Annotated in this window: 15 protein-coding genes; 5 read left to right on the forward strand and 10 right to left on the reverse strand. The window is 44.8% G+C overall.

Translation table 11 applies throughout. From position 1 onward, the window contains the following. Positions 1-9: 9 nt before the first annotated feature. From VIA_RS08990 to VIA_RS09005, 5 genes are all read right to left on the reverse strand, one after another. Positions 10-510, reverse strand: a complete 501-nt coding sequence (locus tag VIA_RS08990) for a protein disulfide oxidoreductase (protein WP_004412562.1) — start codon at positions 508-510, stop codon at positions 10-12. Next, positions 507-2,618 (reverse strand): protein-disulfide reductase DsbD family protein, encoded by a 2,112-nt coding sequence (locus tag VIA_RS08995; protein ID WP_004412564.1) that lies wholly within the window; start codon positions 2,616-2,618, stop codon positions 507-509. Before VIA_RS08995 ends, VIA_RS08990 begins: the two co-directional genes overlap by 4 nt. Positions 2,619-2,703: 85 nt before the next feature. Next, a complete protein-coding gene (locus VIA_RS21675) occupies positions 2,704-3,069 on the reverse strand; it encodes a hypothetical protein (RefSeq protein WP_038211061.1) in 366 nt (121 codons plus the stop codon). A gap of 81 nt (positions 3,070-3,150) precedes the next feature. Continuing rightward, positions 3,151-3,570, reverse strand: a complete 420-nt coding sequence (locus VIA_RS09000) for a GNAT family N-acetyltransferase (RefSeq protein WP_004412566.1) — start codon at positions 3,568-3,570, stop codon at positions 3,151-3,153. An 80-nt stretch (positions 3,571-3,650) separates the two neighbouring features. Continuing rightward, on the reverse strand, positions 3,651-4,283 hold the full coding sequence (locus VIA_RS09005; RefSeq protein ID WP_004412569.1) for a LysE family translocator: 633 nt from the start codon (positions 4,281-4,283) through the stop codon (positions 3,651-3,653). Positions 4,284-4,505: 222 nt separating this feature from the next. Here VIA_RS09005 and VIA_RS09010 point away from each other — a divergent pair, with 222 nt between their 5' ends. From VIA_RS09010 to VIA_RS09020, 3 genes are all read left to right on the forward strand, one after another. Continuing rightward, the gene (locus tag VIA_RS09010; protein ID WP_004412571.1) at positions 4,506-5,330 is read left to right on the forward strand and encodes an AraC family transcriptional regulator; all 825 of its coding nucleotides are present in this window, start codon (positions 4,506-4,508) and stop codon (positions 5,328-5,330) included. A 103-nt stretch (positions 5,331-5,433) separates the two neighbouring features. Then, positions 5,434-6,153 carry an AzlC family ABC transporter permease gene (locus VIA_RS09015; protein ID WP_038211072.1) on the forward strand — a complete coding sequence of 240 codons (720 nt, stop codon included), beginning with the start codon at positions 5,434-5,436 and terminating at the stop codon, positions 6,151-6,153. Beyond that, entirely contained in the window at positions 6,150-6,458 is a 309-nt protein-coding gene (locus VIA_RS09020) for an AzlD domain-containing protein (protein WP_004412574.1), read from the forward strand. Before VIA_RS09015 ends, VIA_RS09020 begins: the two co-directional genes overlap by 4 nt. Positions 6,459-6,639: 181 nt before the next feature. Here VIA_RS09020 and VIA_RS09025 read toward each other — a convergent pair whose 3' ends face one another. The 4 genes from VIA_RS09025 to lamB form a co-directional block, all read right to left on the reverse strand. Continuing rightward, positions 6,640-7,254: a fumarylacetoacetate hydrolase family protein gene (locus VIA_RS09025; protein ID WP_004412575.1), complete on the reverse strand. Its 615-nt coding sequence runs from the start codon at positions 7,252-7,254 to the stop codon at positions 6,640-6,642. A gap of 210 nt (positions 7,255-7,464) precedes the next feature. After that, on the reverse strand, positions 7,465-8,472 hold the full coding sequence (locus VIA_RS09030) for a porin (protein WP_004412577.1): 1,008 nt from the start codon (positions 8,470-8,472) through the stop codon (positions 7,465-7,467). A 322-nt stretch (positions 8,473-8,794) separates the two neighbouring features. Continuing rightward, positions 8,795-9,628, reverse strand: a complete 834-nt coding sequence (locus VIA_RS09035; protein WP_004412581.1) for a MalM family protein — start codon at positions 9,626-9,628, stop codon at positions 8,795-8,797. A gap of 149 nt (positions 9,629-9,777) precedes the next feature. Continuing rightward, positions 9,778-11,001, reverse strand: a complete 1,224-nt coding sequence (gene lamB / locus VIA_RS09040; protein ID WP_004412583.1) for a maltoporin LamB — start codon at positions 10,999-11,001, stop codon at positions 9,778-9,780. A 442-nt stretch (positions 11,002-11,443) separates the two neighbouring features. On the opposite strand from lamB, the gene glgX reads away from it, so the two are divergent. Together glgX and VIA_RS09050 are read left to right on the forward strand one after the other, a co-directional pair. Further along, positions 11,444-13,393 (forward strand): glycogen debranching protein GlgX, encoded by a 1,950-nt coding sequence (glgX, locus tag VIA_RS09045; protein ID WP_174269821.1) that lies wholly within the window; start codon positions 11,444-11,446, stop codon positions 13,391-13,393. A gap of 215 nt (positions 13,394-13,608) precedes the next feature. Then, entirely contained in the window at positions 13,609-15,312 is a 1,704-nt protein-coding gene (locus VIA_RS09050) for a diguanylate cyclase domain-containing protein (protein ID WP_004416996.1), read from the forward strand. A gap of 63 nt (positions 15,313-15,375) precedes the next feature. Here VIA_RS09050 and VIA_RS09055 read toward each other — a convergent pair whose 3' ends face one another. Next, a complete protein-coding gene (locus VIA_RS09055; protein ID WP_004412589.1) occupies positions 15,376-16,443 on the reverse strand; it encodes a YjhT family mutarotase in 1,068 nt (355 codons plus the stop codon). Positions 16,444-16,445: the final 2 nt, after the last annotated feature.

The raw sequence follows: 16,445 nt of genomic DNA on the forward strand, positions 1-16,445 counted from the left end.
AAATTTTTCCTATTGATTTAACCAAAGACGAATCAGCAATCCAGGCGGAGTCGTAATGCCTGTTGTGATGGATTGGATTGTTCCATCTTTGACTATGAATATGGTTGGCGTGACAGTGATACCCCACTGCCTAAACAGTGATGAGTTTTCATCATTAATATTGGGAAACTGATATCCCTTTGCTGCCTTGAAAGCGTCTACCCTAGCACTCGCGCCGGAGGCCCCTGATACCGCTACCACTGGATAGTATTGGCTAACCCAGTCCACGGTCGGGCTGACAAAACGACAAACAGAGCACCACGTTGCCCAAAAGTAGACAACGACTGGTGATTCGTAGCTCATCTCTACCACATCGACCATTTCCCCGTTTTGGTCATAACCGACCAGATCTGGGGCTATATCCATTGGTACATGTTGGCTGCGATAGATATCAACCGCAGTAGTGATAGCAATCGCTAGTAACAAATAGAGAGCGATTTCTTTTGCCCATCGCAATGCATTTGTTTTCATTCGCTTCCCTCGCCACTTGCGCTTTTCAACGCAGACATGACCGAATCAGATGTTAATATCACAGGCAGTGGAATACCTTCAGGAGCATTTGGGCCATAAACGATGTTAAACGGCACACCGAAACGTCCATTGGCTCTTAGGTAGTCGGTGACCATACCATCAGGGTGGGTCCAATCGCCTTGAATAGGGACAACATTCGAATGCTGCAATGCGCTATATACTGGATCTTGTAAAATCACACCAATCTTGTTGGCTTTACAGGTCACACACCAATCGGCGGTCACGTTAACAAATACCGTCTTTCCTTGCGCAACCGAATTTGCGATCGCTTCATTCGATAATGGCTTCCATGCTAAATCTTGAGGCAGCGGTGTTGACCAATGATCAGCCGTTACACTCCCTAGGATTAATCCACCAGCTAAAAGCCCCAGAGAGGCCGAGCCAGTAATCGCTAACGCTTTATTGCCGTAGACTTGTTTGATTCGAGCAAGGATCCACACAAACGTCATTGCGACAATCACCACTATCCAGAAGATAGGTAAATGATTCGCAAGAAGATAAACTAACCAACCACTGGTGATAAGCATCATTACGCCAAATAGTAACTTAACCTTATTCATCCACGCGCCCGGCTTAGGTAGATAAGAAGCCAGTCCTGGAAACAGAGCGACAATTATCCAAGGCAATGCCATCCCAATGGCTAACGCAGTAAAAATGGCGATCATATCTAGTGCACTGGCCGCTAGAGCAAAAGCGACTGCCGTGCCTAAAAACGGAGCCGAACATGGCGTCGCTAATAGTGTCGCAAACATACCCTGTAGGTAATGCCCACCGTAAGAGTTATCACCTTTTGATGCGAGCCAAGTGTTGGTACCGGAAGAGAGTCGAATCTCAAACAAACCGAGCATATTCGCGCCAAACAACGCAGTGACCATCACCATAAAGCCGATAAACCACGGGCTTTGGAATTGAATTCCCCAACCTATCGCACTTCCGGTTAGTTTTAAGATCAGTAGGAACGCAGCCAGTAGCCAGAACGAAGTTAAAATACCCGCTGATGAGGCTAAGAACTGCAAACGAATCTTACGACGCTCAAGACCTTGCGCTGCAATAACGCCACTCAGTTTCATACCTAACACTGGTAGTACGCAAGGCATCACGTTAAGGATTAAACCGCCAAGCACAGCAAAGCCGATCATTTCGATAAGGCTAAGGTCGGCCGAGATATTGGAGATGACACCAATAGTGACTGGCGCAGTCTGTTCAGCAATAAAATCGGTATCTTTAATCGTGATGTTAACCGACTGCTCGGTAAGGTCGATATCACCCAACCAAGTCGATACTTCGAAAATAGCGGTCAGCGTATCGCCTTCTACATTTACCTTCTTCAGTTTATAGCTGTAGTCGCTGATAGCTTCTGCGCTGCTATCGATGATCACATCTGGCTTTTGCCAACCTAGTGATTTGTTCAACGTCACTTCAAGCTGATTGGTACGTTTATCCCACTTTGCTTGCTGATCACTAATCAGCGGTGATGGTTTAGGTACCATGCTAATCGCTTGAGCATGGATGTACATCGCTTGCTCAGAAACCGTTAACTCATTGGGTGTAAATGACAGTGAAAGAGGATAGTCAGTCAATACACAAATCGTCGTGCACGATGACAGTGTCAACTTGGCATCAATAAATACAGGCTGATTAAAGTCGTCGACATGCAGCGTCATTGGAATAACAACATCGCCTTTGTAACCAAGAGTGTTAATACCCAACAGGCTATAATGCTCTGGGTGAGGCCAGTGCCAATCAACGTTGTTTAGGTTAGTGGATTTATCCCAATTAATGCTAGGGGCAATGCCGCCCTCTCCTGGAGAGCGCCAATACGTTTTCCAGTCGCCAGAAAGTTCAACTTCCAAAAAGCCTTCAACGGTTTTGTCAGCAGGGTTCATTTGCCCGGTTAACACAAACCGTGTTTTCACCGGTGGGTGATTAGGGTTGGTAAGCCAGCCCGTTTCAGTCTGAGCGAAAGACGCCACAGAAAATAACAGTGCACTGATGGTCAGCAACATACGCTGAGCAGCACGAAGTATAGAATTCGTTCGATTGTTCATTTATGTGTCCAAATACATCACCCAAAGCGGGTGAAAAAATAACAGATAGAGCAGTGCCCTAACACAAAGTTAGTCGGAACTATCGTTATTCTCTAAACACACAAAACGTTAAATGCAGCCGTTGCCGGGGGACAATCGGCTCGGTAAATTGAGATGTGGCGCTCCGCGTTGAGACAAACCATGCGACGACAATCAGAGCGACAACAAACATCGAAATGACGACATGCTCTAAGTTCACTTGTGCGCTGCTCAACAACTTTTCAGTCAAATCACATTGTTCACCAATATCAGAAGGAGATTTAGAGATATGGGCGAGATCAGCAAGAGCGGAATATTTAAACTCGCATACGGATTGCCAGCCTGCATTTTGCGACAAACAGATAGCAAAAACCCACCCGATAAGAATCAGAGTGATTTTCGCCGATTTAGTCGTAGCAAAGTGTTTGAGCAAAGTAATCTATCGCCAATTAGTAGTGCTTGCGGATTATGACAAGCTAATGGGAAACATTGTTAGTGTATTGCAAGAATCGCCCTACACAATTTTCTTTTGTAAGAAAACCTTATCGATATCTGCCGTTGGGAAGTTGGTGTATCGACCCACTTCGACAAAACCAAGCTTCTTATAAAAATCAGGAGCTTGGAAGCTATAAGTATCAAGATAAAGATCCGTTACGCCGAATTTGACCGCTTCTTTTTCTAATCGTTCCATAAGCATCGAGCCGATACCTGCATGCCTTTTGCGATCATCCACCCATAGAAACTCAACAAATAAGGTGTGAGTGAATATTTCGCCAGTCAATCCACCGACAAAATCCCCTGCTTCATCTTCGATATAACACGCAAGACTCGTCACCTCTTCATCGGGGAAATGCTTTAAGTTGAATGCTTTGAGGCCATTATAGATAACATCTTTAATGTTCTTTGGCGGATTGAGGGTAAACTGCACATTCATAATTACTTCCTTTACTTCCGATCCCTTAGACACAAAAAAAGCCAGCGAACGCCGGCTCAATATAACGGAATCAGGCTGAGTTAGCTCGCAAATGAGCTTAGCATCCAAAGGGCGAGAACGACAAACACCGCGCCCATAAATTTATGCTGATAGGTGCGAAACTTTGCGTTTTCTAACAACGGTTTACCTAGTATCCCAACTAATGCAACCAACAAGAAGTTGAACAGTAAACCTAAAACATTTAGCAATAATCCCAACGCAAGCATTTGCTCGCCCGAACTCGCTGCGACGTTACTCGATACAAACTGAGGCAAGAACATGACAAAGAACACCAGGGCTTTCGGGTTCAGTAAGTTGCTGACTAAGGCGCGCTGATAAAAGGTTGTGGCAACTTTACTGCTTCCGTCCATTTCAGGTGCATCAGCGGCACTTGCGCGTAAACAATCCCAACCCATTTTCAACAAATATGCGCCACCCAATAAATGCAGAGCTTTTAGCGCAAGAGGGCTCATTGCGATAAGAGCAGAGACACCTAATGCAGCAAGTAAGGTTAAGATGATGCCCGAAGTTGCATTACCTAAACTGGCAAAAATACCCACTTTACGACCGTAGCTCATGCTTGAGCTAGCAATCAACAACATATCAGGCCCCGGCAGCAAAAGGAGCGCGACGACTGCGGTGAGGTAGACCGGCAGCACAGAAAAATCAATCATCGTTATAATTTCATAGGAACAGGAAGGGGCAGAATTTTAGTTCAACAAAACAACAAAATCCACGATAAACAGTAAAAACAACATCAATAACACGGTATATAAATCGATACGCATAGTTAAAATCACTTCAGTGGCATTGAGCAATTTTGTACAAAAATAACGGTTCGCTTTAAGCTAGACTGAACAGTCCACCGAGTAATGTGAAAAGTGCAAGGAGAGCTCATGGCAAATCACGGTAAGAAAGAGTCGGCCAGCTTCCAGTTAGCTAATGAGCTAGGTGGGCTTGAATTGCTGGATGCCAAATACACCAATCAGAACTTTTCTCGCCATAGTCACGAAGGCTATACCATTGGTGTAATAGAAAAAGGAGCTCAGCGCTTTTATCGAACAGGTGGTAACCATATTGCCCCGCAAGATAGCATCATCTTGGTCAATGCAGACGAAGTACATAATGGACAAACGGCAAGCGAAGGGGGCTGGGAATACAAAGCCATGTACCCTTTACCCGAGCAGTTTGAAAAAATCACTGAAGGGCTTACCCCTGGGTCATCTATTCCTTACTTTCCAGAACCTGTTGTCCATGATCCAGAACTTGCCCAGCAGCTTCGACTGGTGTTCGATACGCTTGCGCAATCTGAAAATAAATTGCTTAGAGAGACGTTAATCTATGGCACGCTCGTCAAACTCGTTTCTCGCCATAGTAAAACCAAGCTTGATTGGCAGCCAAAGACTCGCAGTCAAAAGCAGTTGCTATTAGTTAAAGAGTTTATTGATGACTTCCCTCAAGCTGATGTCAGTCTAGATGACCTGTCAAAGCTCGCAGGGCTGAGCCCGTATTATCTCACTCGAAGCTTTCAGCAAGCCTTTGGGCTGCCTCCTCACGCTTATCAGATCCAAGCGAGGTTAAGGGTCGCTAAGCAGCTCCTTCGCAAAGGATTGACGATTTCAGATGTCGCGCAAGAATGTGGCTTTCATGACCAAAGTCATTTTCATCGACACTTCAAGCGCGCTATGGGGGTGACCCCTAAACAGTTCATCGGAACTTAAACTCAACTGGCGAAGGTTTGTTATGGTTGAGCAATAATGTACAAGCCCGCAAACTCCGTCCATGAGTAAATACCCTGACCACTCACCAACCCCGAAAACAACCATGAGCACCATGACTATCGAATCCAACTCATCGTTAAGCCGTTCACAACTCTTTTGGCAAGGGTCACTCGCCATGGTGCCGTTAAGCGTCGCTGTGATTCCTTGGGGACTATTAGCCGGCTCTTTTGCGATAGAGTCAGGGCTAACGGTTGTCGAAAGCCAAGCACTATCGGCAATTCTCTTTGCTGGTTCAGCACAACTCGTCGCCACTGGGATGTTCAAAGCGGGCGCTTCGCTAGCCACCATGTTACTTGCGATACTGTTTATCACCTCTCGCCATTTACTCTATAGCGTTTCAATGCGAGATCGTATCGCACCACTGCCGTTAAAATGGCGATTAGGGCTAGGGTTTCTGCTAACAGATGAGCTGTTTGCCATATGTGGGCAGCAATCAGAAAAACAATTTAATCGTTGGTATGCACTAGGGGCAGGGCTAAGTTTTTATCTTTGTTGGAACATTGCGACCTTTGCCGGGATAGTAGCGGGCAGTTATATCCCTGCCCTTAATGAGCTAGGGCTAGAATTTGCGGTTGCGGCGACCTTTATTGCGATTGTCGTACCTAATGTAAAAACATCCCCGACACTGATAGCCGTCGCCGTTTCATTGGTCACGTCTGTTGCCTGTTACGCTCAGGGGATCGAGTCAGGATTAATGATAGCAAGCGTGGCTGGCATGTTGGCTGGCTACTGCGCAGAACAGTTAAAAGGAGGCCAATCATGATCATGTGGTCAATTCTTGCAATGACAGTGTTGGTCTTTTTAAGCCGTTACCTGTTTCTTGAACCAAAGCTACCTTTGCGGTTAAATCCAGCCACTCAGAGATTACTGGCTTACTCTAGCCCTGCGGTACTCACTGCTATTTGGGCGCCGATCGTATTCATGCCAGAAAAAGAGCTATGGCTCGCGCCATCCAACCCGTATCTAATCGGAGCAATTGCAGCAGCGTTGCTAGCCTGGAAAACTAAGAATGTACTGCTCACTACGATTGTCAGTATGGTGCTCTTTCTGTGCTTAAAACTGCTCTAACCAAAGACAGCGGCCAACAAAAAAAGTATCACTGCCAACGCGGCGATACTTTTAATCAACAAACCCAGATTGGTGCTTCCGCCTTTTGGTGCTTGATTACAACATCCCATTTCATCTCCCCCTGTGCTTGATGCTCCAATAGAAGATAAAGCTTAACCATAGGTGAAGGTAAAGCAGGAATTTACTGTGCAACCCATTCAATTTCGATAAGCGTTGTCTCGGCTAACTTCAAGCGAGCTAAGAAAACATCATCGGCGTGTACTTCTCCAACACCTTGCGGTGTACCGGTCATGATGATGTCACCATCACAAAGGGTGGTATAGGTTTTTAGCTCATCTAGGATCGCTTGTGGTGAATACATCATCTGTTTCACCGAACCTTTTTGTACTCGAACACAGTTAATGAACAGTTCGATTTCGAGTGACTCAAGATCGACCCCATTGAGCGGTACAAAACGGCTAAATACCGCAGAGCCATCAAATGCTTTTGCTCGCTCCCATGGTAACCCTTTCGATTTCAAGCTCGACTGAAGTTCACGCTTGGTCAGATCTAGACCTAAACCAACTGCGGTAAGTTGGCCTTGCTCAACAATAAAACAGATCTCACCTTCATAGTGCAGGCGTTCTTGATGAAAAGCGTGTAACTGGGAAGTAATGGATGTGGGTGGTTTGGAAAACACCACCATTTGATCAGGAATGGCATTATTCAGTTCTTGGATATGCTCAAGATAATTGCGTCCAACACAGAGTATTTTTGTTGGCTTAACATAGGTATTTCCAAGTTTAACTGAAGTCATCTCACCATCCTTGAGCTCATTGATTAAAGTGCTCGTATTCTAATCGAATCAATCATTAAAGTGTTGCTCGAGGAGGCAAAATTAAGAGCTATGCCAACAATATTGATCGTTAGCGCGACAAGCAGAGTGTTGCTCATAAGATAGAAAAACGCCTATCCAAGAGTGGATAGGCGTCAACACGATTATTGTGTTAAGGCAGTAGAACCGTTGTTATAGGAAGTAACGTGCACCAATCGTCCATTTGTCATCATCTTCAGTCGACGGATCGTCATCACCTAGGTCAATTTGATAACCCGCGAAACCAACCAGCTTCGGTGTGAAGTTATATTCAGCCTGAAGTGCACTTTGACTGAACTGGGTCTGCTTGCTCGAAGATGACAATGCTTTCGCTTCGACATTTTCATAGTTCACACTCAGGTTAAGTCCATTGCCAAGCCCGTACGCAAGTAATGCTTCCGATTGCTCAGACTCATAGTTACCTGCGTAGAAGTTTTCATTGTCTCCGTAAACAAGAGCTGCGTAGATACCATCTCCGTAACTACCGTATTTTAGTGAAACAACATGCGACTCCGCATCAACATTGCTAACTTCACCGCCGTTGTATACGTAACCCAGTGAAGCACCCATCATGGAGAATGAAACCGCAACTTGTCCGCGAGCGTCATAAACGCCAACGTTGGTGACCGTCTCGGTATGCTTGCCTTGCCAACCCAGACCAAAGTCTAGTGACATATCTTCACCAAATGCGAAGCCTTTACGGTAAGTGACCATTTTATCACCACGACCTGTCGCTAAGTTGCCATGGTTGACATAAAGGAAATCATTGGCAAACGCAATTGGCATATCGGCTACGCCAGCAACGTCATAGTATGGAGACCATTGAGTACCTAACGCCAAACGACCCGCTTGCTCGTGCGTCATACCAATGTAACCAAGACGGGTTGTGAAAGATGTATCACCCCCATCAAGGTATTTAAGTGCCCATTCTCCTTTTGCATCGACCGTAATGCCGTTACCAACATCTTGTGTCCCAGACACATTCAATCGAGGAGATACTTGGTGGACTTCAACTTCGTCACTGGAATATTCACCAATGCCGACATCGACATAACCGCCAAGAGAAATAGTTGAACCTTCGCTGTTGTAGATCTCGGCTGCGAAAGCGTTTGTACCACATGCTGTTGCCGCGATGGTTGCGACTAATAATTTAGTATTCATTTTTAATGTCCGTATTTGGTTTAACCACGTTCGAATCAGCCGCTAACGACCGAAAACTGCACGAACAACTAAAACGTAGTACGGAAACAAGAAAAATGAAGTGCAACCAAGTGCTTATTGACTATCTTTTAGTGAAATAACCCAATCAGCAAAAATATCAGTACTTTTTAACCATATGAATTATCTATGATTTTTAAAGCCATATTTGCACTAAAAATAAAAAGTGACACATGTCACGTTTTTGTTATTTTATGGGAACTTTCCTAGAATATGAGTCGCAATAAATCAATATCACGACTCAATATTCCACATTTTTCATACGTTATTGAGCGTTAACCGCTTTAATAAACACTTGCTGAGCACTATCAATATTTAACGCTTTCGCTTCTTCAAGTAGCGCCAAAGCTTTGTCTAAATCATTCGATTCGACTGCAGCAATAATCGCGTTGTGATAATAGGTTTGAGTTTCAGGTTGAATCACTTCTGGAGTTGAAGCTAGTGATGGCTTAAGTGGCGCATCGTCTGTCGTCGGTCTCGAGAGTGAAAACAGGCTGACGCGATCAATTGAAACCTCTATTTTTCCAACCAATGCATTTGGAATTGGGATGTCTTTCACTTCAGGTAAATAGTTGCCGCGACCTTCTGCATCCAACCGAGCCGGATGAATAACATTGGTAAACTTGCCTAATTCAGAATCATCACTGTAAACCACTAAATAAACAGACTCTGTTCCCGTCGGTGGAAAAAAGTCAAACTCGGCTACCAGACGATTGCCTAAATTTAATCGTGGTTTCTCATAAACAAATTTATTGTTGTCGTACGTTTCAAGCACCTTTCCCGATTTATCTACGATGACGGCTCGCGGAGAAAATGCGGTATCGCCGATAAGGCTAGTAATTTCAATCGAAAACTCGCCGCGGTTTGCTGGCAGCTCAAAAACGGCAACCGGACTATCGATTCCGATACCTTTAAAACGTTGAGAATTATCTGTTATTTCTACTGTCGCTGAGCTAGGCAGCTTCATTGCGACAGATTGCAAATTGGAAACAGAGCTTACTTGTTCAGCTTGAGATAGCTGAACATGCTCAGGAGTCGGGGCTGTTTGGCAAGCGGTTAACGCAACACAGCTGCTAAGAACGAGGGCACGTAAATACATAGTTTGTCCTTTTGTTATTTTGCTAAGAACTCGCAGGATAGCTGATTTCGAATCATCAAAGCCTACCAACAAATACTTAGAAAAATAGCCGGCAGTTCAGGGCCGGCTAACAAGTTACGGACTAGGCGATTTGGACAGTAATCCGCCTATTACCACCAAGCTTCAACCTGAATACCTACTACGTACTCAGAATCTTCGCCAGTACCAAATGCGTCGTCGTTTTCAGTATCAGTAATGTATGAGCCGTAAACACGCAGTTCAGGACGAGCCCAGAAGCTATCACCCATTGCCCATGCTTGAGCTACAGTCAGTTTAGTATTACCGAAGTCTTCTTTCTCTAGACCATTACTTGCAATCTTCTCACCTGCATTGTAACCCGCTTCAAAGACAGTACGCATTGTATCGTTCCACTTGTACATTGGACGAACAACAACTGAGTACTGGTCGATATCAAGCTTTTGGCCTGTGATGTTGCCATCTGAGTCAGTACCGCCGATATCAGAACCTGCTAGATATGCTAGCTGATGACCCATTTCCCAGCTTTCACCAAGGTTCATTACACCCCAGTTGATGATACGGAAACCAGTCGCATCGTTATGAGCGCCTGAGCGGTCGTAATAAGTACCTGCGCCCCAGAAGTTAGCAGCTTGAACACCGTAGCCCGCTGTACCATATTGGAATACAGTTTGGTTAAAGCCATTGCTCATTCCCTGATGAACAACCGCTGTAGCAAGAACGCCGTCGTCACCGTCGTAGTTCTTATCATCTTTTTCTGTCGCAAAGTTGTACGCAAGCGCTAGTTCTAGTGAAGCATCAGACCATAGGCCGATATTCGCTAGGCGAGCGTCAAAGATGTAGCCTGCGCCATTATCATCTTCACCGTCTTGAATTAATGCTAGAGATAGTTTCTGATCACCAATTGATAGGTTTTCGATACCGCCACCAGTACCAGACGTGTTTAGGTAGTAGAAGTCAGTGATGTGGATGTCTTTACGTTGGTAGTAAGTCTTACCTGCCCACATTGTTGCGTCTGTGTCTGCAGCAATCAGGCCTTTCGCTTTAACTGCGAATTGAGCAACGTTAAAATCGCCATCTTCCCAGCCACTTGCACCGCTATTACCCTGTGCAATCATCGACTCTACGCGCCAAGTTTGCTCACCGGTTTTCAGCTCTTCAGAAAAACCAAACTCATAGTAGTTGTCGTTTTCATTACCTAGACGACCAACACCATTTTTGTTGACTGAAAGATCAGACTCACCATTACCACTAATACCCGTACCAGCGCGGAAGTAGCCGTTAAAATCCACTGCGAATGCTGAACCTGCAGCTAAAGTCGCAGCCACTGCAGCAGCAATTACACTTACTTTTTTCATTATTAACTCCATTTAGAGATTTTTATTTTTTAGCTCTCTTTCGGTCCACTCTGCAAGGCAGTAACAGATTGTTGCTAAAGAGAGGTAAGGCGGGACTAGGGCTCATGTCTTAGTCCCTCTCTGTTTCAACTGAAGCAAGATTAACTGGGGAGTAGAAAAACCGACTCCTCCAGATGAGAAATAATTTGGGGGGATGAGAAAGGATGAGAAAATTTACAGAACGATATTTTTAAGCACTAAATCACAATAATAGGGGTGAGTTCGAACGTCAGAGGAAAATTAGTTAGATCAAAATGCCAAGTAGCTCACTATTTATATAAATAACATCAAATTAGTGAAACAAAATTACAGTTATTCTTTTTTAGAATGGAGCTTGACCTACTGTTAGCAAACCTATTAACTAAAGCTCAAGCAATAAATAAATTATTAGTAAGCCATAATGATGCAGTGCTCTCGTCCATACCCTTTGGGTGCCACACCAGATAATCACGGGTGTAACTTTTCTATATTTGCTCCAAAGGCCAAGAACATCCAACTCGCCATTTTTGACGATAACGGAGAGTTTAGAACCTTCGCTTTAGAGCAAGAATACGCAGGTATTCGGTTCACATATCTGCCAGATATAAAAGCTGGACAAAAATACGCTTATATTGTCGAGGAAAACGGCAAGCCACTCCTTATTGCCGACCCTTATGCCAAAGCACTAGAAAAGCCGCTTCACTACACTCTCCCTTTTGACCATGAAACCAGCTTTGCTCTCGCTAAATGTGTTGTGGTGGATGATAGTTTCGATTGGCAAGGAGTAGCAAAGCCGAACCGCCCTCGTGAAGAGATGGTTTTATTTGAGACTCATGTAAAAGGCATTTCAAAGCTCAACCCAAAAGTCCCAGCGCAAGAACAAGGGTGCTATCTAGGTCTTGTCAGCCCTGCAATGATTGAATTCTACAAACAGCAGAACATCAACACACTGCAATTGTTGCCTGTTGCAGCGTGTATGCATGAGCCCCATCTACTTAAAATGGACAAGGTAAACTACTGGGGTTACAACCCTTACCTGTTTATGGTGCCGGATCCAAGGTATGCAAATAAAGATGCGGTCAGCGAACTCAAAACCGCGATTCGTGAACTACACCGTAACGGTATTGAAGTCATTTTCGACGTCGTCTACAACCACACTGCAGAAGGAGGAGCCGACGGGCCAACCTTCAATTTAAAAGCATTAGATGAGCGTTACTACATCAAACATGGTGAGCATTACGCTAACTATACTGGCTGTGGTAATACGGTTGATCTTTCATATCAACCTTCATTAAATCTAGTCATGGATACGCTACGCTACTGGGTTAATGAGTACCAAGTCGATGGCTTCCGTTTTGACTTAGCCGCCACTTTAGGGCGACATGGCGAACACTTTAGTCCTGAGTCTGCATTCTTTAAAGCCGTGGCTCAAGATCCGGTTCTACGAGAAGTTAAACTGATTGCTGAGCCATGGGATATCGGCCCAAATGGTTATCAAGTAGGTAACTTCCCATTTGGCTGGAATGAATGTAATGACCGCCTACGCGATATAACACGGAGTTTCTGGCGTGGCGATCAAGGCTTCCTAAAAGAGTTCGCTACTCGAATAATGGGTTCACGCGATCTCTACAGCGCAGCAAATTGGCCTTATAAGCTTACCGTTAATTACATCACTTACCATGATGGCTTCTGTATGCAAGACCTCGTCTCTTACAAACACAAACATAACGAAGCAAATGGTGAACAAAACCGCGACGGCCATGGTGACAATCGCTCAGATAACTATGGAGTAGAAGGTGCAACGGAAAACCCCGCTATTTTAGAAAAGCGTGAAAAGCAGAAACGTAATTTTATGGCGAGCCTACTTTTCGCCTTTGGTATTCCACATATCTTAACCGCAGATGTACTTTCCCATACTCAGCAAGGCAATAACAACGCCTACTGCCAAGACAACGAGCTTAGCTGGTTAGACTGGTCAGACTCAGCCCCCAAAGATACGTTTAAAGCTTGGTTGGCCGAGATGGTCAAAGCTCGTCAAGAGTACATGGTGCCTTTTATTCGCGCATTCAGCGGAGAAAGTCGCAATACCAACCGCATCTACTGGCGCAGAATTGATGGTAGCTTCATGGAACATGATGACTGGAATCGATTGAGCTCAGTGGCACTACATTTGGGGATCGGTAAGCAAGGAGAGGAACTGTTTTATTGTATCAACCAAACCAATGCCCCTGCTCGTTTTACTCTACCCACCTCACAAGGTAAAGAGTGGACGATGATCTGCAATACCGATGATCACGAGTTGCACAAAACCATCGACAACAAACAAGTTCTTGTTGCCCCATCTTCATTAGCCATCTTTTTTGCTAACGCTTAACTTCACATAATTGAGTGGTATGGTGACATATCACTCAATTTATAAACAAATAGAGCTCATTCACTAGATTAATATGCATTGATGTGCTTGAGAGATCCGTTTACTATACGGCGCATAATTACAATACTTTCTCATCAATCAGTTGGCACATAATGGCTTTACCCAAGTTTCTTATTCGCACGCTCAGGCCGTATATCATACTGCTCGTGATAGGAATGATTTACGCGGCCTATCAGCAGCTTAATAAATCAGAACACATCGCTTATCAGCAATCCTATTCCAATCTCAAAACCGGTTCTGAGCTTATCTTTTCCCAAGTGGAAGCCGCTTCAAGTAAACTCTACTTATTGGACGACACATCTTCAGTTTCTGAATTCGACTCCATCTCCAAACGGATATTGAAACACACACCCACATACAGTGACATTATCTATGTCAATCGTGAAACTAACCAATATCGTTCCGCACTACTTAACTCCACTGCCGCAGAAAAGAACCCTGATATTACTTGGCGTCCTCTCGATGGTATCGCCGAGCACTTAGCCGTCTCATCTATCTATCAAAAAACGCCTCAAGAGTGGGTATTCGCAGTCAAATACACCCAAGACAACGCCAACGAAATCTGGTTGGAGTTCGACCTAAAATACACCACACAAAGTTTACGCGGGCTACGTACACTAAATGAGGGTTACGTTTTTGTCGTGGACAGCACCACGGGCAGACTCGCCTTCCATCCTGATCCTAAGCGCATTGGCACCCCTTCAGTGAGCTACCACGCCGGGATCAGCGAACAAATCAACAGTGGCTTATTGTTTGGAAAACACGAGTACTACTACAAAGGCCAATTCAAAATGGCTGTCTACGACGGTGACAATCCATACAAATGGGTGTTTATCTCAGGCACCGATCGCTCAGATATTCTCTCTTCTTCTTACCAGTTCTCATTGACGGCTATCGTTATTGCATCACTGCTATTTTTGGCAATTGTCATCAACTACTTAACCTATCAGCTCAACACTAGTTTGGCGGAGCTTAATAACAAAGAAGAGCTGGTCGACTTTAAGCACAAATTAAGAGAGATCTTAGATCGCTTCTGCCACCACAAAGGCATTCAACTCTGCTTCTATGATGCCGACTACGGACACTTCACGACGGTCGACTATCATGGCAACACTAGTATCATCCTCAGAGACAGGGAGTTTGCTAAGCATTTCTCACCTAGCTCTTTAAGCTACACGGGGAAGCAATACGCTGATCCTTTAGCGAAAAAGCTGCGGATAAACTCGCGCCACTACACCATTCCCTTATTCGATAAAAAGAGTCTGATTGGGGTAATCTATATGCAAGCCGCCTTTCCGACCTATCGCAGTATCCTGCGCATGATCCGAGATTACTCAGAGGTTGCTCTAACCAATTTACTGCTACACAAAAAACTGCGCAGTAAAGATGTCATGACTCACCTAGACAATAAGCTAACCTTGAGAGAAAAGCTGGATAAACACATCGACAAGGAAGATGTTTACTTAGCGATTATTGATATCGACCACTTTAAACGAGTTAACGATAGCTTAGGTCACTTGGTGGGCGATCAAGTCATCATTCACACAGCAGACTTAATGAAGAAGTGTTTTCCCAAACCAAACTCACTCAGTGTGGCACGTTTTGGAGGAGAAGAGTTCTGCGTGCTGTTTAGAGCCAATGATGAAAATGATGCGTATGAGCAATGCGAGATGTTTAGGCACTTGGTCGAGAAATCTAAGCTTGTTTGTGATGACGTTCCAGTGCAATACACCGTCAGCATTGGTATTACCCTCAATAGGGACAGCCAGCACATCTCCGTTGGTAGAGCAGATAAAGCGCTGTATCAAGCTAAGGGGTTAGGTCGAAACCAAGTGGTGCTAAATACCTTCCAAGCATAAAAATAAAGGGAAGTGCAACGGGCACTTCCCTTTTTTGTCAGTGTAGTTTTATAGGGGGAAACACTACACCCAAGTGATCGCGTAACAACTTGATTGAGCTTGTCCGTTACTACCTTCACCTCCTAATAAGTACATTTTGTTGTTGGTTGAAATCGACACACCGTAAGCAACACCTTCAGGTATTGAGGTCGCTTGGTGCCACTTGTTGCCATCGAATCGCCATACTTGATTGTTGTAGTGTTTGGTCAATCCTTGATGGCTGTACCACTGCCCTTTCAGGAAATTTCGTTGACTGCCGATGAAGAACGCCCCACCGGCTGCAATAATCTGGTGATTCACCATGCCACAGAAGTGACCTGCTAAGCCTTCATGGTTGTTAGCGGCTTGCTGTATTGAGGGCAATTTTGTAGAGCTGAGGTTATGTGGAGATTGAAACTCAAATCGCTTGGTCTCTAAGCTTCTAAGCCCTGGTTTAACTTCACCTTCAACCAGCGTAATACTGTTACCCTGACGCACGATCCCTGCACCACAGTTAGCTGGAAAAATATTATCCGCGACGATCGACCACTTCTGCAGAGTCGTTTCAAACTGCCAGATGTTTTGATTCCACCCGTAGGCTTTAATCGGACGAGACATAAATTCCGTTAGCATAGCGCGATGCTTTTCTTGTTCAGTCTTAGGATCAAGCTGTGAAATTGCCGCGAGAAACGTATCAAATGTCTCTTTGCAGTAACCACCGAAAAACACCAACCGACCCGGTTCTAACTCGCATGCTGAAGCGCCTAAGAAACCCACTGGTGTTTGAGTGTTCAGTTTGTCCCATTGATCGATTTTCGGGTCATAGACATAACCATCATCAAGCACCACAGGCGGCTGTTCTGAACTTAAACATCCCGCTCCAGAGAAAACATACAGTCTGTCATTACTCACTGTGTAAGCCGCGTCATTTCGAGCCACTCCAGGAAACTCTGCAGCGCTTTGCCAGCCATGTTCAGGGCAATCTAAATCATAGAAAAATAGGCGCTTCCCTGCGCTCCCTAAACCAGTGTAGAGCGTGTTGCCGATAACACCTCCTACCCCGTTTTTCACCCCGCATGGTAAGGGTGGAAAATCTTCAATGAGTAACGACATCC

Source organism: Vibrio orientalis CIP 102891 = ATCC 33934 (assembly GCF_000176235.1).
In the GTDB taxonomy this organism is placed as follows: Bacteria; Pseudomonadota; Gammaproteobacteria; order Enterobacterales; family Vibrionaceae; genus Vibrio; species Vibrio orientalis.